Here is a 20,672-nt window from a genome sequence, read left to right as displayed (position 1 = left end):
GGTCGTCAGTCGGGGGAAGGAACTCGAATGTTGCTCAGGATCGACCCGGTCCAAAGCTGGCTGGTGGCCAACGCGCGCACGGTGTTCGCCGTGGCCGTGGCGGCCGCCCTCGTGATGGGCGTGCTGTGGCCCGGCGGTGGACTCATCGACATGCGGGTCTACCAGGCCGGTGCACAGACTTGGCTGCAAGGCGGGCCGTTGTACTCGCAGCCGGTGCTCGGGCCGATGGAGTTCACCTATCCGCCGATCGCGGCCGTGCTTTTCGCGCCGTTGGCGGTGCTTCCCCTGCCCATGCTGTGCGTGGTGTGGGTTCTCGGCAACGTTGCTCTACTGTGGATGATCGTCAAGCGCTGCGTGGAGGCCGTCGGCCTACCGCCGCAGCTGGCGTTGGTGTTCGCCGCGGCGGCGCTGTGGCTGGAGCCGGTGCGCACCAGCCTGTTGCTGGGGCAGATCAACATCGTGCTGCTGGCGCTGGTGGCGTTCGACCTGTGCCGTCGCAGGAGTTCCAAGTGGACTGGTGTCGGCGTGGGCCTGGCCGCCGCTGTGAAGCTGACGCCGCTGTTGTTCGTGGTGTACCTGCTGTTCGCGCGTCGCTTCCGTGAGGCCGCTGTGGCCACTGCGACGTTCGTGGCGACTGTCGTGATCGGACTGTTGATCGTGCCCGAGGCCGCGCACTATGACCGGTAGCTGGCTGGTGGCCAACGCGCGCACGGTGTTCGCCGTGGCCGTGGCGGCCGCCCCTCGTGATGGGCGTGCTGTGGCCCGGCGGTGGACTCATCGACATGCGGGTCTACCAGGCCGGTGCACAGACTTGGCTGCAAGGCGGGCCGTTGTACTCGCAGCCGGTGCTCGGGCCGATGGAGTTCACCTATCCGCCGATCGCGGCCGTGCTTTTCGCGCCGTTGGCGGTGCTTCCCCTACCCATGCTGTGCGTGGTGTGGGTTCTCGGCAACGTTGCTCTACTGTGGATGATCGTCAAGCGCTGCGTGAGCGTCGGCCTACCGCGCAGCTGGCGTTGGTGTTCGCGGCGGCGCTGTGGCTGGAGCCGGTGCGCACCAGCCTGTTGCTGGGGCAGATCAACATCGTGCTGCTGGCGCTGGTGGCGTTCGACCTGTGCCGTCGCAGGAGTTCCAAGTGGACTGGTGTCGGCGTGGGCCTGGCCGCCGCTGTGAAGCTGACGCCGCTGTTGTTCGTGGTGTACCTGCTGTTCGCGCGTCGCTTCCGTGAGGCCGCTGTGGCCACTGCGACGTTCGTGGCGACTGTCGTGATCGGACTGTTGATCGTGCCCGAGGCCGCGCACTACTGGCTCGGTGGCGTGTTCGGCGACTCCACCCGGGTCGGGCCGGTGCTGAACTGGTCCAACCAGTCGATCCACGGCATGTTGGCGCGTCTGTTGGGCGAGCCCGAGTCCAAGCTGCCGTGGATGCTGCTCGGCGGGGCCGTCGCGGTCGCCGCCACGTTCCTGGCCGGCGTCGTCGACCGTCGGGGCGACCGGGTGCTGGCCATCGGCCTGGCCGGCATGACCGCGTGCGCGGTGTCGCCGTTCTCGTGGGAGCACCACTGGGTGTGGTTCATCCCCGTGATCATCGCCCTGGCCGCCCGCGGGCTGCCGTGGTGGATTCCCGGCCTGGTGTTCCTCGCTGGCCTGGCCATGCCCACCCAGCTGCCGCCGGTCGACTTCGGGCACGGCATGAACACCGGCTTCCTGGCCTGGGACTGGCTCGACGGGTTCGGCGCCTTCGCCGTGCGCAACATGTACGTGTGGGTGTTGCTGGCGCTGCTCGTCGGGATCGGGATGCGCTATGGTCGGAGGCGGCTCGCAGGGAGCCTCCGGTCCGCGGAGAGGGTTCAACCCGCCTGAGCGGTTCCCTGGACGTGTGCCGACACCTCCTTTCAGCCTGGCTTCGCGGACGGCAGGCTCTGAAAGGAGGTCTCGGTGCCTTCGCTGCCCGATGACCCCAGTTTCGAGCACCTGCGCCACCAGGCGCGGGCCCTGCACCGTGCCGTCGCCGCCGGTGATTCCGAGGCCCTGGCCCGGGTGCAGCGGTCCTTCGGGACCTTCGACCGCTTCCCGCTGGCCACCGCCCAGCTCGTCGTCGCCCGTGAGTACGGGTTCGCCAGCTGGGCCCGGCTCAAGGAACACGTGGCGGTCATCGACCGCTACCGCTGGCCCCGGCGCACCGGGATGCCGGTGGTCGACTCCCCCGCCGACGAGTACTGCCGGTTGGCCTGCCTGAACTACACCTCCGACGACCCCGCCTCGTGGGCCCGGGCCGTGCTGCCGCCCGAGCCGCACATCTGGGCCGCCGCGGCCGCCGGCGACACCGCCCGCGTCGCCGCGTTGCTGGCCGCCGACCCGTCGTTGGCTCGTCGTGAAGGCGGGCCGCACCTGTGGGAACCGCTGGCCTACGTGGCGTACTCCCGGACCGGGCGGGGCGTGCCGCTGCTGACCGCCCGGCTGCTCTTGGACTACGGGGCCGACCCCAACACCGGGTACCTGTGGGGCGGGCTGACCACGCCGTTCACGCTGCTCACCGGCTGCTTCGGCGAGGGCGAGCAGGGGCCCGTGCGGCAGCCCCGGCATCCGCAGTCCCTTGAGCTGGCCGAGATGCTGCTGCGGGCCGGGGCCGATCCCAACGACGGGCAGGCCCTGTACAACCGCATGTTCGGCACCGACGACTCGCACCTGCGGCTGCTGTTCCGCTACGGCCTCGGCCGCGGTACCGGCGGTCCTTGGCGGGCCCGCCTTTCCCTGGCCTCGCCGGCCGAGTTGTTGGCGGCTCAGCTGCGTTGGGCCGTCACCCACGACCAGCGGGATCGGGTTCGGCTGTTGGTGTCCGAGGGCGTCGAGTTCCGTACCGGCTACGTGGAGTTGGCTCTGGTCAACGGGAACACTGAGATCGCCTCGTTCTTGCGCTCTGCCGGCGCTTCGGAGCCCGCATTGGATCCCGTGTCGGCTTTTGTCGCCGCCGTGCTGGTCGGCGACTCGTGGGACCCCGCCGTTGTCCCTTCCGCCTTGGCCGCCCGCCCCGGTCTGGTCGTGTGGGCCGCCGCCAACGGACGCCTCGACGCCGTGCGCCGCCTCGTGTCCCTGGGCTTCGACGTCAACGCCCTCGGCCGCGGCGACACCCCCATCGAGCAGCCGTGGCAGACCGCCTTGCACCAGGCCGCCGGCGACGGCAACTTGGCCATGGCCGAGCTGTTGCTGTCCCTCGGCGCGGACCCGTCCATTCGGGACAAGCGGTTCGATGCCACTGCACTGGGCTGGGCCGAACACCAGGGTCACCCGGAGCTCATCGAACTGTTGACTCCTTAGTCGCTCGCTCGGCGAGGCCCTGCACGAATCCCTCGGTGATCCGTTGCAGGGCCCGCCGGTAGAGCCATCCCATGCCGGGGACCTTGGCGCGGAAGGTGGTGTGCCAGTGGATGTCGGTGCCACCGTCGGACGGCGTGAGGTCGACGTCGGCGCGGTAGTCGCGCAGCGCCAGCCCGGACAGCAGGGCGTAGCTGAAGCGGCGGTCGGGCACGATCTCGACGATCTTCTCCCGCATGAGGTAGCGGCCGGTGCGGAAGTTCCGGATGGCGCCGACGCTTTCGCCGCCGTCGGGGCCTTCACGCTCAAGCGCGAAGGTCTCCACGGTGCCCCACTCCGGCCACGTGGCACCGTCGCGCAGCAACGCGTGCACGGCCGCGGGGCTCGCGGCGGTATGCGCCCGGGCGTCGATCTGCTGGACCATGAACCCACCCCCTCGTGTACCAAGTGGTACATGTACCATCTGGTTCAATGGAACGCAAGGACCCTCGACGCGACCTGCTCGAACGGGCCGTCGACTACCTGTCGGAGCACGGCGTCATCGCGCGCAGCCTGCGGCAGCTGGCCGCCGAGCTGGGCACCAGCCACCGGATGCTGATCTACCACTTCGGCTCCATGGAGGGCCTGCTGGTCGAGGTGGTGCGCGAGGTCGAGGCCCGGCAACGCGCCGTGCTGGCCGACCTCGACCCCACCGGCAGCCCCGCCGACGTGGCGAAAGCCTTCTGGCGACGGTTCACCGACCCGGCGCTGTATCCCAACGAGCGCCTGTTCTTCGAGCTGTACGGCCAGGCGCTGCAGGGCCGCCCCGGCACCGAGGCCCTGCTGCCCGAGGTGGTGACCGCATGGTTGGGGCCGCTGGTCGCCCTCGGAAAGAGTCACGGCCTTTCCGAGCGGGACGCGCTCGTGAATGCGAGGCTGGGCATGGCCGTCACCCGCGGACTGCTGCTCGACCTGCTCGCCACCGGCGATCTCGAGGCCGTGAACGAGGCCATGGACCGGTTCGTGGACACCTACGTGGCCGGGCTGCCGTGACGATGTCTCGGTTTACCCACGCCGCATGGGTAAGTTGACCCATTTTGTGAACAAGGTATGGCGCGGTCCCGAACGGTCACGTCAAGCTGCGAATCATGGGGAGCATTTCCGTCGTTCTCGCCGACATTCACGATGTGGTGCGCAGCGGCCTGCGCGTCCTGCTGGCGTCCGACACTGACATCCGGGTCGTGGCCGAGGCCGACGACTCCGCCGAGGCCGTGCAGACCGTGCTGCGGCACCGGCCCGACCTCGTGGTCATGGACCTCGACGCCGCCGCCGTCCGCGAGGTCCTGCGGGCCCTGCCCGGCGTGCGTGTGCTGGTCTTCACCCTCTCCGACGACGATGACGCCATCTACCAGGCCATCCGCGCCGGCGCCCGCGGCTACCTGCTCAAGTCCGCCCAGCAGGCCGAGATCGTCCGGGCCGTGCGGGGCGTCGCCGCCGGCGAGGCCATCTTCGGCGAGGGCGTCGCCGACCGGGTCACGGAGCTGCTGACCGCCCCGGCCCATCGGGCCGAGGACGCCTTCCCGGAGCTCACCCGCCGCGAGCGGCAGGTCCTCGACCTCATCGCCGACGGCCGCTCCAACTCCGTCATCGCCCGCCAGCTCCACCTGGCCCCCAAGACCGTCAGCAACCACATCTCCGCGATCTTCACCAAGCTCCGCGCCGCCGACCGCGCCGAGGCCATAGCCCGTGCCCGCGACGCCGGCATAGGCACCCGCCACCGCCACCTGACCTCAATAACCGCCTAACCCACTCGTGAGAGCGCTCTCTCAACCCCCGCGAGTCACGCTCTCCGGCACACCGAAATACGGTTTCAGGCAGACTGCCGCACCCGATTCCCTGGATCGGCGACGTCGAACACCGTTGCCGCGACGGCGAAGCGGGGGTCGAGGCAGGCCCAGAGCTCGGCCAGAAAATCCTTCCCCGCCCGCCGACGTGCGGAAGCGCCGGTGACGGGGCGCGGTAGCGACGGCATCCCCGTCGGACTCGTACGTGGTCATCAGCGCGACGTCGCCGACGGCCAGGGAACCCACCTCCACCGCGCTGACGCCGTATCCGGGCCAGGGCGACGACCCGGCCCGGATACGGCGTCAGCGTCACGAACTGAAGGCGGAGTCGAAAGACGCCTCGGGCGGCTCGATGCGGGTCATGGAGCGCACGAAGGCCAGGGCGTCGGGGGCGCCGGTGAGGCGGTCCATGCCGGCGTCCTCCCATTCCACGGAAATGGGGCCGTCGTAGCCGATGCTGTTGAGCATGCGGAAGCAGGCCTCCCACGGCACGTCGCCGTGCCCGGTGGAGACGAAGTCCCAGCCCCGGCGGGGATCGCCCCACGGCAGGTGGGAGCCGAGCCGGCCGTTGCGGCCGTTGAACCGCTTGACGGACTCCTTGCAGTCGACGTGGTAGATGCGGTCCCGGAAGTCGTAGAGGAAGCCGACGGGATCGAGGTCCTGCCACACGAAGTGGCTGGGATCGAAGTTCAGGCCGAAGGCGGGGCGGTGACCGATGGCCTCCAGGGTCCGCACGGTGGTCCAGTAGTCGTAGGCGATCTCGCCGGGATGGACCTCGTGCGCGTACCGGACGCCGACCTCGTCGAAGACGTCGAGGATGGGGTTCCACCGGTCGGCGAAGTCGGTGTAGCCGCGCTCGATCATCGAATCGGGCACGGGCGGGAACATGGCCAGGGTGTGCCAGATGGAGGAGCCGGTGAAGCCGACGACGGTGCTGATGCCCAGAAGTGCTGCGGCGCGGGCGGTGTCGGCGATCTCGGCGGCGGCCCGTTGGCGCACACCCTCGGGATCGCCGTCGCCCCACACGCGGGGATGCAGGATGTTCTGGTGCCGCTCGTCGATGGGATGGTCGCAGACGGCCTGGCTGGTCAGGTGGCACGACAGCGTCCAGCACTGAAGGTTGTGCCGCGCCAGGGTTTCCTTGAACCTGGGGATGTACGAGCCGTCGGACAGCGCGGCCTGCACGTCGAAGTGATCACCCCAGGTGCAGACCTCCAGGCCGTCGTAGCCCCAACCGGACGCGAGCCGGCAGACCTCCTCGAACGGAAGATCGGCCCACTGACCGGTGAACAGCGTCACGGGACGAGCCATCACACACCCCTCAGTGAAATGCCCTGTTGCACGGCGTCGAGCACCCGCTGCACCTGAAGTCCCTCCTCGAACGACGGCGAGAGCTCCGTGCCCTCGACCACTCCGGTCACGAAGTCCCGCACCTGGTGGATGAACGTGTGCTCATAGCCGATGATGTGCCCGGGCGGCCACCAAGCGTCCATGTACGGATGCGTGGCCTCGGTGACGAGGATCCGCCGGAAGCCGGCGGTGCGAGGGTCCTCGGCCCCGTCGTAGAACCGCAGCTCGTTCATCGATTCCTGGTCGTACGACAGGGTTCCGAGCGAGCCGCTGACCTCGATGCGCATGGCGTTCTTGCGGCCGGTGGCGAACCGGGTCGCCTCGAACACACCGATCGCGCCGCCGTCGAAACGGGCCGTGAACAGCGCGGCGTCGTCGACGGTGACGGGACCGCGGCCGGAGCCGTCCGGTCGGGGCCGCGAGTCGACGAAGGTCTCCAGCAGGCCGCCGACGGCGGAAATCCGTTGCCCGGTCAGGAACTGCGCCGCGTCGATGCTGTGCGCGCCGAGATCCCCGAGCGCGCCGGAGCCGGCGCTGGCGGCGTCGAGCCGCCAGGTCAGCGGGAAGTCGGGGTCCACCAACCAGTCCTGGAGGTACTGGGCTCGAACCTGGTGCACGGTGCCGATACGGCCGTCGGCGATGAGCTGCCGCGCCAACGCCAGGGCCGGGACGCGGCGGTAGTTGAACATCACCATGGACCGGGCGCTGGACGCCTTGGCCGCGGCGGCCATGCGGGACGCCTCCTCGACCGTGTTGGCCAGGGGTTTCTCGCACAGCACGTGCTTGCCGGCTTCTAGCGCGGCGATGGCGATCTCGGCGTGGCTGTCGCCCGGCGTGCAGATGTCGATCACGTCGATGTCCGGCCGGTCGACCACCGCCCGCCAGTCGGTGGCCGAGTCCTGCCACCCGAACTTCGCCGCCGCGGCGGCGACCTTGTCGGCCGAACGGCCGCAGATCACCGCCATTTCGGGGCTGGCGGGCAGGTCGAAGAACCGGCCCGCGGTCCGCCACGCGTGTGAGTGCGCCGCCCCCATGAAGGCGTAGCCGATCATGCCGATCTTCATGCCGTCACCGCCGCCGGTCGCTCGCAGGTGCTGCCGATCACCACGGACGTGCCGGTCTCGGCCGCCCGCAGCAGGCATTCCATCACGTCGAGCACGTGATACGCCAGATCCCCGCTCGCCCGGTGCGGCGTGCCGTCCACAATGGACCGAGCCATGTCCGACAGGCCGACGCCGCGCCCGGCGTCCGGATATCCACCCAGCACCGGCAGGTCGACCCAGTCGTCACGGAAGATCTGCACGGTGCCGTCGAAGTTGTTGGGATCCGGCACCGACAGGCTGCCCTCGGTGCCGTACACCTCGATCCGCGGCAGCTGTGCGCCCCGGATGTCGAAGCTCATCATCAACGTCGACAGCTCGCCGCCGACATGCTCCAGCACACCGGTCACATGGGTGGCCACCCGCACCGGAAACGTGGTGCCCACCCGGGGTCCGCTGCCGATCACCCGCGTCGCCCTCGGCGCCGACGACATGCCCACCACCCGCCGCACCGGCCCCAGCAACGTGACCAAGGCCGTCAGGTAGTAAGGCCCCATGTCCAGCAGCGGGCCACCGCCGGGCTCGTAGTAGAACTCCGGGGACGGGTGCCAACGTTCGTGTCCGGGCGTCGTCATGAACGCCGTGGCCGCCACCGGAACGCCGATGTCGCCTGAGTCCACACTGGACCGTGCCGTCTGCACACCTTCACCAAGCACGGTATCCGGCGCGCATCCGACCACAACACCGGCCGTCATAGCCGCCTCCAGCACGGACTTGGCCGCCACAGTGTCGGCCGCCAAAGGTTTCTCGCCGTACACGTGCTTGCCAGCGGCGATGGCGGCCAAGGCGACCTCGGCATGGGCCAAGGGAATAGTCAGGTTCAGCACAATGTCCACATCGGACGCCGAGAACAGCTCCGAAGGCGCGCAAGCTGGTACATCGGCCTGTGCCGCCAACGCGGACGCCTTGGCCGGGTCGATGTCGGCGACTCGGGTCAGCACGACATTGTCCAGGCGCGGCAGCGTCTTCACGTACTGGCCGCTGATGTTGCCGGCGCCGACCAGCCCGATCCTCAACGCGTCGCCCATGTCAGCCCCTCGGTGATCATCCGGTCCACTTCCGGCACGTCGAAGTCGTCCACCTTGTGCCCGATCGTCGTGACGAAAACCCGGCCGGAGCCCCACTTCCGGGTCCACGTGACCGGCAGCGTGGTGCCGTCCTCCACGAAGTCGGTCACGGCCAGCACCTCGATCGCCGGATCGGTGTGCACGTAGTACTGCTCGGTGTGCACCGTGAACGAGGAACCGCCGGTGCGCACCGAGTATTCGACGAACTCCGCCGGGTGGTACACGAACTGGCCGCCGGTCATCAGCTGGTACCGCGTCTCGTCCCGGAACGAGTCGACGATTCCCCCGTGCCAGCCGGCAAACCCGGTGCCGGCCCGGACGGCGGCCGTCAGACCCTCCACCTGGGCCGAGGAAATGGACCCCATTGTCCAACACTGCACGATGAGGTCCGTGCGGGCCAACAGCTCGGCGTCCAGATAGCTGTCCAGGCTGTCCGATACGGTCACCTCGTAGCCGAGGGAACGCAGCTCCCCGACATAGCGGTCGCTCGCCTCGACGGGCACATGCCCGGGCCAGCCACCACGAACCACGAGCGCGGTCTTCATGTGCCCCCAATCGTCGGACGCCACTGGTGCACGGCCGTGAAGCCCAGCAGGTCCTGGCTCAGCTCCAGGGAGAACGGTACGGCGAACCCGTCGAGAGGGCCATCCAGCCGCGTCGTCGGATGGAACCGCCGCATGAGCTCGGCCGTCGGAACCGGCGACGTCGTGTCCGGCGCCGCCACGTTGACCAGGGCATATCCCTCGACCGGCGACGTCAGCGCGGCGATCACCGCCCGGACCGCGTCCCTGGTGTCGATCCAGCTCCACAGCGACGCCCGGTCCGCGCCGGGATCCCCCCGCACGTGGTCGAGCTGCCGCTGGAGCCGGTCCCCGCTGCCGATGAACGGGAACCGCAGGCTGATCACCTCGCTGCCCCACCGCCGGCTCACCGTCTCCCCGATGAACTCCCCGACCAGCTTGGACAGCCCGTACACGTCGTCGCCGACGTACGGATGCCCCTCGGTCACGGGCGCGAACAGCGGCGACACCGGCCGCGACGACCAGGCCAGCCCGAGCGCGGAAAGGCTTGACACGTAGACGATCCGCTTCACCCCGGCCCGGCCGGCCGCATCCAGCAGGTGGAACGTGACGTCCACGTTGTTGCCGAACACCACCGGCTCCGCCGCACTCAGCGGGGACGGTAGGGCGGCGGCGTGGACCACCGCATCCACACCGTCCAACAGCGGCTCCACCTGCGCTCGATCCCGCAGATCGCCGACGTTCCGGTCGTGGGCCAGGACTTCGTGAGAGCCGGACAGCTGCTCGGCGATCTCCGAGCCGAGCATGCCGCCCGCCCCGGTCACCAGAATCCGCATCAGCCCTTCACCGCGCCCTGCAACCCGTTCACGAAATACCGTTGCAGCAGCACGAAAAGAATGATCACCGGGATGACGATGATCAGCGAGGCGGCCATCAGCACGTTCTCCTGCGGTGAGGTCGAGGAATTGAGGTTCTGCAGGGCCAGCGGCAGCGTGTACTGCGCCGCGTTGTTCAGCGAGACCCGGGTGAGCACGTACTCGTTCCAGGTCGGCACGGCCGTGAGCAGCGCGATCGTGATCAGCGCCGGCCGGCCGACCGGCAGGTAGATCGACCAGAAGGTACGCAGCTCCCCCGCGCCGTCACAGCGGGCCGACTCCTTCAGCTCGGCCGGCACGACCCGGAAACTGTTGGTGAGCAACATGATGGACAGCGGCGCGGTGCCGTTGACGAACGGCAGGATGATGCCGGGGAAGGTGCCGATGAGCCCCAGCTTCTGCTGGAGGATCACCACCGGCAGCAGCATCGTGATGCCAGGCACGAACAACAGGGCCAGGAACATGCCGTAGAGCACCCTCCGCCCGGGGAACCGCAGCACCGCGAAGGCGTAGCCGGCCAGCGAGTAGACCACCAGCACACCGACCGTCGTCAGCCCGGTGACGATCAGGCTGTTGCCGAAGTAGGTGAAGAAGTGCAACTCGTTCCACGTGCGGGCGAGCGTGGACAGCGTCGGGTCGGACGGGATGAGATGCCCGTCCAACCGGATCTCCGCGGCGTCCTTCAACGCCCCGGACACCATGAGCAGGAAGGGATACAGGCTGAGCACCGCGTAGGCGGTGAGCAGCGCGTACACGATCACGCGGGCCTTCACGCGCGGCTCCGCAGCAGTCGCAGGTTCAGCGCCGCCAGCAGCAGCGCGACGACGAACAAGATCCAGCCGAGCGCGCTGGACAGGCCCAGGGTCGGTTTGAAGCCGCTGACGAAGGCCAGGTTGTACGACTCCAGCCCGAGCACCAGCGTGTGCCCGCCGGGGCCGCCGTTGGTCATCAGCAGGAAGGTCTGGAAGTCCTGCAACGCGAAGCGCAGATTGAGCATGACCACCGCGCCGGTGATGGGCAGCAGCAGCGGCCAGATGATCGAGGTCATGGCCCGCAGGCCGCCGGCGCCGTCCACTTTGGCCGCATCGAGCACCGACTGGTCGATGGACTGCAATCCGGTGAGGTACAACAGCATCGCCACCGGCACCGAACCGAGCACCATGACCACGATCAGCGTCGGCAGCGCGGTGCCGGGATTGCCCAGCCAGCCCTGGGGCTGGGCGATGGAGCCCAACCCCAGGTGGCGCAGGATGTAGTTGAGCGAGCCGTCCGGCTGCAGCGCGTACGTCCAGGCGTAGAACAGCGCGATGCCGGCGGTCACCTGCGGCAGGAAGAACACCGTGCGAAACGTGGACCGCAGGCGCGTGATGTGGTTCAGCGCCGCGGCCAGCGGGAAGCTGACCAGCACGGTCAGCACCGGCACCGCGATCATCACCACCAGCGTGCGCAGCGCCGCGCCCTGCACGACCGGAGCGATCGCCGGGTCCCGGTAGATCAGGTCCAGGTAGTTGCCCAGCCCCACCCACGTCCAGGTCGGCGTGAACCCGTTCCACCGGGCGAAACTCAGCGCCAGCCCGTAGCCGACGGTGTAGAGGCCCATGATCGCGAACAGGGCCACCGCCGGCAGCACGAACGCATAACCGGTCAAAGCCTCCCGGCTGCGGAAACGCGACGCCACCGGCTACTGCCCGCTGTGCACGCTGTTGTTGTAGACCGCGAGCTGCTGGTTGGTCGCGGCCGGGTCGAGCTCCTTGAGCGGCGACATCTTGACCAATATGTCGCCGGCCACCTGGATGTCCCAGGTCGAGCCCTTGAACGTGCTGTCGCCCGGGTTCCAGGCCGAGTCGCCGGCGCCGAACGCCGCCTCCATCGAGCTCAGGTACGGCCCGACCAGCTTCTCCGCGTTCGCGCCGAGGTCGGTGCCCGGCAGGTCCAGCGCCGACTGCGCGAACGCGCCGGCCTGCTCCGGCTGGGTCAGGAAGTCCAGCCACTTCAGGGCGGCGTCGCGGTGGGGCGTCTGCGCGGACACGGCCAGCCCGGTCAGCGCGAACGGAGCGAGCTTGAAGTCCTTGGCCACACTGCCTTCCGGCGCCGGGATCGGGAAGGACAGGATCTTGGCCGGGTCCATGCCGTTCTGCTGGATGGCCGAGATGGTGAACGTGCCGCCGATGTCGAAGGCGGCCTTGCCCTGCGCGAAGGCGCGGTCGGCGTCGTCGATGCCGAGCGTCTGCGTGCCCGGCGTCCAGTACGGCGTGAGCTGGTTGTACTGCTCCAACACCTTCTGGCCGTTGGCGCTGCCCCACGCCTTGGACTTGTCGGCACCGTATAGGTCATGGAAGGCCTGCGGGCCCAGCAGGGCGAAGGCCAGCGGCTCCATCGCCCAGTCCAGGCCGGTGGACGAGCTCTTCAGGCCGATGGTGATGCCGCCGTTCTGGGCGTCCTTGGCGTGCGTGGCCGCCAGCCAGGAGATCAGCTCCTGCCAGCTGGCCGGGGCCTTGCCGGGGTCGATGCCGGCCGCGGTGAGCAGGTCCTTGTTGGCGTAGATGACGCCGAAGGTGCCGGCGGTGAAGGGGATGCTGAGCAACTGTCCCTTTTGGACGCCGGGGTCGGTCGACTTGGGCTTCAGCGAGTCCTGGTACACCTGGTCGGTGATCAGGCCGGTGTCCGCGGTGCCCTTGAGGAACCGGCTCTTGTACTGGTCGTTGACGTCGCCGGCCAGGTCGCTGGTGATGCCGGCGCCGCCGAGCACCCGGTCCTCGCCGGCGGCGTGCACCTCCAGCACGTCGGCCACGTTGTGGCTGGCCGCCGCGCTCTGCACCTTGCTGGTGAAGGTGTCGTCGGGGGTGTAGGCGCTGACGTTGACCGTGATGCCGGTCCGCGCCTTGAACTTGGCCGCGGCGGCCTCAAGGGCCTTCACGTGGGTCTGTTTGAACGTCCACATCGACAGCGTGGTCCCGTCGCCGGAGCCAGTGCCGCCACCGCACGCGGTGGTGACCATGGCCAGCGCCGCCACGACCGCTAAAACTCTTCCGCCGCACCACTTTGTGCCCATGCCGTCCTCCGCCAAGTCGGCTGCCGGGTCGAGTGAGCCAGACCATAGGCGCGGCCGTTTAATAGGTCAATAGGCCAAACTATGTCGGTCCAGTACCGGTCAAGGCCGGCCTCACGGCGGGTTGGACATGTTAAAGTGGCCCGGTTCCAGCCAGGTGATCTCGAAGGGCGAACCGGGATGGCAGCGGCGACCGGCGGCGACAAGCCCCCGCTCTACCAGCAGGTCAAGCACGAGCTGCTGGCCGCGATCGCCGCCGGCGAGTACGCGCCCGGCCGGCCGTTCGTCACGCAGCGGGAGATCTGCGAGCGCTTCAACGTCAGCCACGCGACGGCCGTGCGGGCCCTCAACGACCTGGCCAACGAGGGCTACGTGGTGCGCCGCCGCGGCCAGGGGACCTTCGTCGCCGACCGGTCGCCGGCCGCGCCGTCGCCCGACCGGACCATCGCCTGCGTGCTGCAGAACCAGGGTCCGCACGTGGGCCAGATCCTCACCGGCATCGAGGAGATCTGCGCCGACCTGGGCTACCGGCTGTTCCTCAACCACTGCGAGAACGACCCCGCGCGCGAGGAGAAGGTGTTGTGGGGCGCGCTGGAACACCAGGTCAGCGGCATCATCGTGTATCCGGCCGAGGGATCCGTGGCGATCGCGCCGTACGCCGAGGCGCGGCGGCGCGGTGTGCCGCTGGTGATGGTCGACCGGTACCGGCCGGACCTGGTCGCGGACGCGGTGGTGGCGGACAACATGGCCGTCGGCCGCGAGCTGACCCGGGCGTTGATCGAGTCCGGGCACCGGACGATCGCCACGCTGTGGGACGAGATCGACGTGACCAGCATCCGGGACCGGCTCGCGGGGCACGTGCAGGCGTTACGAGAACACGACATTCCGGTCCGACCGGACCTGACGGTGCTGCGCCGCTACCGCGATCAGCCGACCGAGGCCCGGCGGGCCATGCTCAGCGAGCTTCTGCGTGGCAGCCAGCCGCCGACGGTGTTGTTGTGCTCCAACGGTTACGCGCTGGCCATGGTCGCGCAGGACCTGGTGGCACTGGGCCTTGAGGTGCCCGGCGACATCGACCTGGCCTGCATGGACGACGCCGGCCCGTTCGACGTGCTCCCGCTGACCGCCGCGGCGATCTCCCTACCGGCGCGGGACATGGGCCGGCAGGCCATGACGTTGCTGCACCAGCGCGTGATCGGCACGGCCACCGAGACGCAGCTGATGGTGCTTCCGGTGACCATCCAAACCAGACAGTCGTCGGTCGGCTACATGCGCATTTCCCGGTTGGAACAGGGGGCGTCGTGACGGGGTTGCCGGAGGTTCTGCCGCCGTGGGAACCGCGTGACTCGGTCCGAGTCACGGGGGTGCGGGCGATTGTCACAGCCCCGGAAGAGATTCCGCTCGTCGTCGTCCGCGTCGACACGTCCGAGCCCGGCCTGTACGGCCTCGGCTGCGCCACCTTCACCCAGCGGTTCGCCGCCGTCGCGGCGGCGGTGGACGAGCACATGGGGCCGCTGGTGGTCGGCCGCAGCCCTGCGGACATCGAGGACATCACCCGGCTGATCCACTATTCGGCCTACTGGCGCAACGGTCCCGTGTTGAACAACGCGCTGTCGGGCATCGACCAGGCGCTGTGGGACATCATGGGCAAGCGGGCCGGCATGCCGGTGCACGAACTGCTCGGCGGCCGCAGCCGGTCGGCGATCGAGGTCTACTCCCACGCCGCCGGCGCGACGATCGACGAGACCCTGGCCGGGGCGGAAGCCCTGATAGCGCAGGGGTATCGGCACGTCCGGCTCCAGGTCGGCGGTCCGGGGCACGGCACGTACGGAGCGCCGGGAACGCCCGGCGGCTATCCCCGGTCGCCGCATCCGGATGGCTGGGACGTGCGGCAGTATCTTCGTGATGTGCCACGGTTGTTCGCCGCCGCCCGGGAACGGCTCGGCCCCGATATCAGCCTGATGCATGACGTGCACAGCCGGTTGACGCCGAAACAGGCGATCGTGCTGGCCAGGGCGCTTGAGCCGTACGGTCTGTCCTTTTTGGAGGACGTGATCCCGCCGGAGCACTACGACCAGCTGCCGGCCGTGCGGGCGGCCTCGCCGGTGCCGATCGCCGTCGGCGAGCAGGTCGGCTCGGTCACCGATGCCGCCCGGCTGGTCAAGGACGGCGGCGTGGACCTGTTGCGGCTGCACACTTCGGCCATCGGCGGCCTCACGCCGACCCGGAAGCTGGTGGCCCTGGCCGAGTTGCTGGGCGTGCGCACCGCCTTCCACTCCCCCGGCGACGTCTCACCGGTCGGCGTGGCCGCGAACCTCGCGGTGGACGTGTCCACGCCGGCGTTCGGGTACCAGGAGTCCCACACCTACAACGACGCCACGCACGAGGTTTTCCCCGGCACGCCGGTGGTTCGCGACGGCCACATGACGCCGTCCGACCGGCCCGGCTGGGGCGTCGACCTCGACGAGGCCGCGGCGGCGAAGTTCCCGCCGACGAAGTTCCGGCACGAACGCTGGTCGGCGCGGGTGCGCCGGCCCGACGGAGGTCTCGAAGCGCCCTGACCCGCCGGTATGGAGGGCACCCCGCATGCACGACGACCGCAAGGCGGCCGAGGAGCGCGTCGCGCGTTTCCTCGCCGAACGGGTCCGCCCGGCCGTGTACTCGGAGCGGATCGCGATGGACGTGTCGCCGCTTCAGGTCGGCGACACGTGGGGAAGTCCGTGGTCCACCACCAGGTTCGAGGTCGCCGGCCGGATTCCCTCTCGGTGGACCGGCCGCGTCGAGGCGGTGTTCGACCTGGGCTTCGACCCCACGCGAGGTCCGGGCGGACAGGCCGAAGCGCTTGTCCTTGACCTGGACGGCAATCCACTTCAAGGCTTGCACCCGTACCACCGGAGCCTGCCGGTCAGCGGCCCCGAGGTCCGGCTGGTGGTCGAGGCCTCGGCCAACCCACCGATCGTCGCCAGCGCTGGCCGCGGTACCCACTTCGGTTCGCCGGACACTGCCGGCGACGAGCACCTTTATGTGCTGCGACAAGCGGATCTGGGCCTGCGCGACGAGGACGCCTGGCATCTCATGCTCGATGTCGAGGTGCTGGTCTCGCTGATGCGCACGTTGCCGCCGGAATCGCCGCGCCGGCACCATATTCTCCGCGTGCTGGACAGCTGCGTCGACCTGCCCTTCGCCGAGGCGTGCGGATTGACCTCAGGGTTGTTGTCCCGCAAGGCCCACGATTCCGAGCACACCGTGGTCGCGGTGGGCCACGCGCACATCGACTCCGCCTGGCTGTGGCCGATCCGGGAGACGATCCGCAAGTGCACGCGGACGTTCACCAATGTCCTGGCCCTGGCCGAGGAGTATCCGGAGCTGGTGTTCGCCTGCTCGTCGGCCCAGCAGTACGCGTGGATCAAGGAGCATCAACCCGTTGTCTACGACCGGATCCGGCAGGCGGTCAAGGCCGGCAACTGGGTCCCGGTCGGCGGCATGTGGGTCGAGGCCGACGCCAACCTGCCCGGCGGGGAGTCGCTGGCCCGTCAGCTCGTGCACGGCACCCGGTTTTTCCTCGACGAGTTCGGAGTTGGTCCCGATGGCGTCTGGTTACCGGACTCTTTCGGCTACACCGCCGCCTATCCGCAGCTGGCCCGGCTGGCCGGGGCCGAGTGGTTCCTGACCCAGAAGCTGTCCTGGAACGAGACGAACCGGCTGCCGCACCACACGTTCTGGTGGGAGGGCATCGACGGCACGCGGATCTTCACCCACTTCCCGCCGGTCGACACCTACAACGCCGAGCTGACCGGCGAGGAGCTGGCCCATGCGGTCGCCACCTACGCGGAGAAGGGCGTCGGCACGATGTCGTTGGCGCCGTTCGGCTTCGGCGACGGCGGTGGCGGGCCGACCCGGGAGATGCTGGAGAAGGCCCGGCGGCTGCGTGACCTGGAGGGATCGCCGAAGGTCCGGATCGCCGCGCCTTCCGACTTCTTCCGCGAGGCCCGGGCCGAGCTCCCGGACGCCCCGGTGTGGCGGGGCGAGCTGTACCTGGAGACCCACCGCGGCACCTACACCAGCCAGGCCCGGACCAAGCGCGGCAACCGGCGCAGCGAGGCTCTCCTGCGGCACGCCGAGCTGTGGGCGGCCTCGGCTGCGGTCCGCCTCGGCACGCCTTATCCGTACGAGGAGCTGGACGCGCTGTGGAAACGCGTGCTGCTGCACCAGTTCCACGACATCCTGCCCGGTTCCTCCATCGCCTGGGTGCACCGGGAGGCCGAGACGGCGTATACGGAAATCCACAGTGGACTTTCCGATCTGATCTCCGCCAGCGCCGGGGACGGCGAGTCCCTGCTCAACGCCGCGCCGGTCGAGCGCCGCGAGGTGGTGATCGTCAACGAGTCGCCGCCGGTGGTCGGGCAGCGCCTGTCCGACGGCCGCCACGCCGCCTTCGGCCGGGCACCGGCGCTCGGCGTCGGCGGATACCTGGAGTTCAACGCCCATCCCGTGCGCGCCACCGGGGCATTTGTGCTGGACAACGGCCTGATCACCGTGCACGTCGACGCTGACGGCCTGGTGCGGTCGGTGCGGGACCACGCCACCGGCCGCGAGGCGATCACCCCCGGCGCGGCCGGCAACCTGCTCCAGCTGCATCCCGACGATCCGGTGAAGTGGAGCGCCTGGAACCTGGACGCGTCCTATCGCCGCCACCGCCGTGACCTGGACGCCGCCGTGTCGGTCGAGCTCGTCGACGACGGTCCGCTGCTGGCCGCCGTGCGGGTGGAGCGGCGGACCGAGCGATCCGTGATCGTGCAACAGCTTCGGCTGGCCGCGGGTTCGAGATTGCTGGAGGTCGACACCGACGTCGACTGGCAGGAGCGGGACACGGTGCTGAAGGCGGCGTGGCCACTGGACGTGCTGGCCACGGAGATCACCGCCGAGATCCAGTTCGGGCACGTCAAACGGCCGACGCACGAGAACACCAGCTGGGACGCGGCGCGGTTCGAGGCGTGGGCGCACCGTTTTGTGCACGTCGGCGAGCACGGCTGGGGTGTCGCCCTGATCACCGATTCCACGTACGGCTACGACGTCAGCAGTGACGGCCGCTCCACCACCGTGCGGCTGTCTCTCCTGCGGGCTCCGCACAGCCCCGATCCCGTGGCCGACCAGGGCCGACACCGCTTCCGATACGGCCTGCGGCCGGCCGCCGACATCGGCGACGCGATCACCGCCGGCTACACGTTCTCACTGCCGCTGCGACCGGCGTCCGACCGCCTGCGCGGCAAGCCTCTGGTGTCGGTGGACAATCCGGCCGTGATCGTCGAGGCGGTCAAGCTGGCCGATGACCGGTCCGGTGCGGTGATCGTCCGCCTGTACGAGTCCCGTGGCGGCCGCGCCCGGGCCGTGCTGTCTGCGGATTTCCCGGTGACCTCGGTATCCGAGGCAGATTTGTTGGAACGGCCGTTGCGGCCCATGGCTTCGGGGCGCAACGCGACGGCGTTGTCGTTGCGGCCCTTCCAGATCATCACGCTGCGTTTGGAGAGGTGATCGTGCTTCCTGCCCCGTCCCGTGCCGAGTGGGAACGCCTGGCCGACTCGATGCTGCTGGCCGTGCGGCCCTGGGCCACCGACACGCACGCGCTGCTCCACCTGCCCGGGCCGATGAGCGCCAGCGGTCGGTGGAGCGACGGGCTGGAAGGCTACGCGCGGACCTTTCTGCTGGCGGCGTTTCGCCTGGCCGGGGCGCCGGGCGACGATCCACATCGGACGGCAGAGTGGTACGCGCAGGGCCTGGCGGCCGGCGTCGATCCGGCCAATCCCGACCGCTGGCCCCGGTTCGGCGAGTGCGGGCAGGCCAAGGTGGAGGCCGCGTCGATCGCCCTCGGGCTGCACCTGACCCGACCATGGCTGTGGGATCGGCTCAGCTCGCGCACGCAGCAACGGCTGCTGGACTGGCTGGCGCCGATGGTCGGCGACGACATGCCGCAGAACAACTGGCTGTGGTTCCAGGCCGTCACCGGCGCGTTCGCCCGCAGTGTGGGCGGGGCCTGGAGCCAGGACGATTTCGACCACGCGATCGACTCCACCGACCGTTGGCACGCGGGCGAAGGCTGGTACTCCGACGGCCTGTCCGGCGGCTCCCACCGCAATTTCGACCACTACAGCGGCTGGGCCATGCACTTCTACCCGCTGCTGTTCTGCGACATCACCGGGGACGCCGAGCTGGCACTGCGCTACCGCAAGCGCTTGCGGTTGTGGCTTTCCGACTACGCCCGGCTGATCGGCGGCAACGGCTCGCCGCTGATCCAGGGCCGATCCCTCACCTACCGGTTCGCCGCCCTGGCTCCACTGTGGATCGGCGCCCGGTGCGACGCCACGCCACTGGCCCCGGGGCTGACCCGGCGCATCGGCGGCCTGATGCTCGACCACTTCGTCAACGCCGGGTCGATCGACTCCGACGGCCTGTTGACCTTGGGCTGGCACCGCCGGTTTCCGGCCGTCCGGCAGGTGTATTCCGGCCCGGCGTCGCCGTACTGGGCCAGCAAGGGCTTCGCCGGGCTGCTGTTGCCGGCGGACCACGAGGTCTGGACCGCGCCCGAGGCGCCGCTTCCCGTCGAGGAGGAGGACTTCGAGTTCTACCTGCCGGCACCCGGTTGGACGGTCTCCGGCACCCGGTCCGACGGCGTGGTGCGGGTGCTCAACCATGGCAGTGACCACATCGATCCCGCCGAGTTGGCGACCGACGATCCCGCCTACGCCCGGATCGCCTACAGCACCCATGCCGCGCCGGAGATGACACCGCCGTTGGACTCCTCGGCGACCTTGGTCGACGCCGACGGCCGCGCCGCCCACCGTCGCCCGCTGTCGGCGCTGGAGCCCGGGGTGTCGCGCAGCCGTGCGCATTGGCCCGCCGATGAACAGTGGAATCCCTTCCACAGTCCCGAAACCACGTATAGGCTGGGCCCTTGGATCACCGCCGCCTCGGTGATCCAAGGCGCGACCGAGGTTCGGATCGTCCGGGTCGACGAGTCGGACGAGGCCACCCATCCCGGGCCGTGGCGGCTGCGGATCGGCGGCTGGGCAACGGTTCCCGACAGTGGGCTGCATTCGTCGCTGGTCGGTCTCGCCGGCCTGGAGGTCGCCGAGACCGTGCTGGGCAAGGACACCAATCCTCTGGGGCCGGTGTCGTCGGTCCCCGTGCTGTGGAGCGCGGGCCCCGTCGAGTTCGGCCGGATCTATGCCGCCGCCGTGCATCTCGGCGGCTCCCCGCTGACCGCGTTGCCGGAACTGGACATCACCACCGCCGCCGTGGACGTGCGGTGGCCGGACGGCCGTGTTGACCGGGTGGCGATGCCGCCCGTCTGACAGCGTGGCCAAACAAATCTGGGAGGTCAACGATGACCCGCCGCTTATGTGTCCTGTTAGGACTGTTGCTCGCGTTGGTCGCCGCGCCGGCCGTGCCGGCCGTCGCCGCGCCCGTGCTCTATCCGAACGGGGTCGGCGCCGATCTCGGGCCGACCCCGCTGACGCTCGGCGTCACCGCCACCGCCGGTGACAACGCCGCCGGCCTGCGCACCGGCAGCGTCGACG

The 20,672-nt window shown here is 69.6% G+C and carries 19 protein-coding genes and 1 pseudogene; 11 read left to right on the top strand and 9 right to left on the bottom strand.

Annotated elements, in window-relative coordinates; all coding sequences use genetic code 11:
• Positions 1-27: 27 nt before the first annotated feature.
• From KUTG_RS40575 to KUTG_RS40565, 4 genes and pseudogenes are all read left to right on the top strand, one after another.
• The gene (locus KUTG_RS40575; protein WP_052395979.1) at positions 28-687 is read left to right on the top strand and encodes a glycosyltransferase 87 family protein; all 660 of its coding nucleotides are present in this window, start codon (positions 28-30) and stop codon (positions 685-687) included.
• Between the two features lie 59 nt (positions 688-746).
• Positions 747-935: pseudogene (locus KUTG_RS66665) on the top strand (hypothetical protein); the annotation flags it as partial.
• Between the two features lie 29 nt (positions 936-964).
• Positions 965-1,861, top strand: a complete 897-nt coding sequence (locus KUTG_RS54530) for a glycosyltransferase 87 family protein (protein WP_232241219.1) — start codon at positions 965-967, stop codon at positions 1,859-1,861.
• Between the two features lie 75 nt (positions 1,862-1,936).
• Positions 1,937-3,316: an ankyrin repeat domain-containing protein gene (locus KUTG_RS40565; RefSeq protein WP_043724649.1), complete on the top strand. Its 1,380-nt coding sequence runs from the start codon at positions 1,937-1,939 to the stop codon at positions 3,314-3,316.
• Here KUTG_RS40565 and KUTG_RS40560 read toward each other — a convergent pair.
• Complete coding sequence (locus tag KUTG_RS40560) at positions 3,294-3,737, bottom strand: SRPBCC family protein (protein ID WP_043724646.1); 444 nt, start codon at positions 3,735-3,737, stop codon at positions 3,294-3,296. The two genes, KUTG_RS40565 and KUTG_RS40560, sit on opposite strands and share 23 nt — an antisense overlap.
• A gap of 47 nt (positions 3,738-3,784) precedes the next feature.
• On the opposite strand from KUTG_RS40560, the gene KUTG_RS40555 reads away from it, so the two are divergent.
• A complete protein-coding gene (locus KUTG_RS40555; RefSeq protein WP_043724642.1) occupies positions 3,785-4,345 on the top strand; it encodes a TetR/AcrR family transcriptional regulator in 561 nt (186 codons plus the stop codon).
• Positions 4,346-4,440: 95 nt separating this feature from the next.
• On the top strand, positions 4,441-5,097 hold the full coding sequence (locus tag KUTG_RS40550) for a LuxR C-terminal-related transcriptional regulator (protein ID WP_043724639.1): 657 nt from the start codon (positions 4,441-4,443) through the stop codon (positions 5,095-5,097).
• Positions 5,098-5,445: 348 nt separating this feature from the next.
• On the opposite strand, the gene KUTG_RS40545 is transcribed toward KUTG_RS40550, so the two are convergent.
• From KUTG_RS40545 to KUTG_RS59550, 8 genes are read right to left on the bottom strand one after another with little or no spacing between them, the layout of a single operon-like run.
• The gene (locus tag KUTG_RS40545; RefSeq protein WP_043724638.1) at positions 5,446-6,447 is read right to left on the bottom strand and encodes a sugar phosphate isomerase/epimerase family protein; all 1,002 of its coding nucleotides are present in this window, start codon (positions 6,445-6,447) and stop codon (positions 5,446-5,448) included.
• Positions 6,447-7,550, bottom strand: a complete 1,104-nt coding sequence (locus KUTG_RS40540) for a Gfo/Idh/MocA family protein (protein WP_043724635.1) — start codon at positions 7,548-7,550, stop codon at positions 6,447-6,449. The genes KUTG_RS40545 and KUTG_RS40540 overlap by 1 nt, the downstream gene beginning before the upstream one ends.
• On the bottom strand, positions 7,547-8,614 hold the full coding sequence (locus tag KUTG_RS40535; protein ID WP_043724633.1) for a Gfo/Idh/MocA family protein: 1,068 nt from the start codon (positions 8,612-8,614) through the stop codon (positions 7,547-7,549). The genes KUTG_RS40540 and KUTG_RS40535 overlap by 4 nt, the downstream gene beginning before the upstream one ends.
• A complete protein-coding gene (locus KUTG_RS40530) occupies positions 8,599-9,198 on the bottom strand; it encodes a ThuA domain-containing protein (RefSeq protein ID WP_043724630.1) in 600 nt (199 codons plus the stop codon). Before KUTG_RS40530 ends, KUTG_RS40535 begins: the two co-directional genes overlap by 16 nt.
• Positions 9,195-10,010: an NAD-dependent epimerase/dehydratase family protein gene (locus KUTG_RS40525; RefSeq protein ID WP_043724627.1), complete on the bottom strand. Its 816-nt coding sequence runs from the start codon at positions 10,008-10,010 to the stop codon at positions 9,195-9,197. The genes KUTG_RS40530 and KUTG_RS40525 overlap by 4 nt, the downstream gene beginning before the upstream one ends.
• Complete coding sequence (locus KUTG_RS40520; RefSeq protein ID WP_198047479.1) at positions 10,010-10,822, bottom strand: carbohydrate ABC transporter permease; 813 nt, start codon at positions 10,820-10,822, stop codon at positions 10,010-10,012. Before KUTG_RS40520 ends, KUTG_RS40525 begins: the two co-directional genes overlap by 1 nt.
• Positions 10,819-11,727, bottom strand: a complete 909-nt coding sequence (locus KUTG_RS59555) for a carbohydrate ABC transporter permease (RefSeq protein ID WP_063753631.1) — start codon at positions 11,725-11,727, stop codon at positions 10,819-10,821. Before KUTG_RS59555 ends, KUTG_RS40520 begins: the two co-directional genes overlap by 4 nt.
• Before the next feature lie 3 nt (positions 11,728-11,730).
• Positions 11,731-13,101 carry an ABC transporter substrate-binding protein gene (locus KUTG_RS59550; protein ID WP_198047478.1) on the bottom strand — a complete coding sequence of 457 codons (1,371 nt, stop codon included), beginning with the start codon at positions 13,099-13,101 and terminating at the stop codon, positions 11,731-11,733.
• Between the two features lie 177 nt (positions 13,102-13,278).
• Here KUTG_RS59550 and KUTG_RS40505 point away from each other — a divergent pair, with 177 nt between their 5' ends.
• From KUTG_RS40505 to KUTG_RS62225, 5 genes are all read left to right on the top strand, one after another.
• Positions 13,279-14,403 (top strand): LacI family DNA-binding transcriptional regulator, encoded by a 1,125-nt coding sequence (locus tag KUTG_RS40505; RefSeq protein ID WP_043724623.1) that lies wholly within the window; start codon positions 13,279-13,281, stop codon positions 14,401-14,403.
• Positions 14,404-14,462: 59 nt separating this feature from the next.
• Positions 14,463-15,659, top strand: coding sequence for an enolase C-terminal domain-like protein (locus KUTG_RS40500; RefSeq protein ID WP_198047477.1), 1,197 nt, complete (start codon positions 14,463-14,465; stop codon positions 15,657-15,659).
• Between the two features lie 25 nt (positions 15,660-15,684).
• Positions 15,685-18,630: an alpha-mannosidase gene (locus KUTG_RS40495; RefSeq protein ID WP_043724618.1), complete on the top strand. Its 2,946-nt coding sequence runs from the start codon at positions 15,685-15,687 to the stop codon at positions 18,628-18,630.
• Positions 18,627-20,447, top strand: a complete 1,821-nt coding sequence (locus tag KUTG_RS40490) for a DUF2264 domain-containing protein (RefSeq protein ID WP_043724616.1) — start codon at positions 18,627-18,629, stop codon at positions 20,445-20,447. The genes KUTG_RS40495 and KUTG_RS40490 overlap by 4 nt, the downstream gene beginning before the upstream one ends.
• A gap of 32 nt (positions 20,448-20,479) precedes the next feature.
• Positions 20,480-20,672 (top strand): hypothetical protein (locus KUTG_RS62225; protein ID WP_198047476.1); only part of this gene is annotated, 193 nt, incomplete at its 3' end.

The organism is Kutzneria sp. 744 (genome assembly GCF_000568255.1).
In the GTDB taxonomy this organism is placed as follows: Bacteria; Actinomycetota; Actinomycetes; order Mycobacteriales; family Pseudonocardiaceae; genus Kutzneria.
This window is presented reverse-complemented; position numbering and strand designations above follow the sequence as displayed.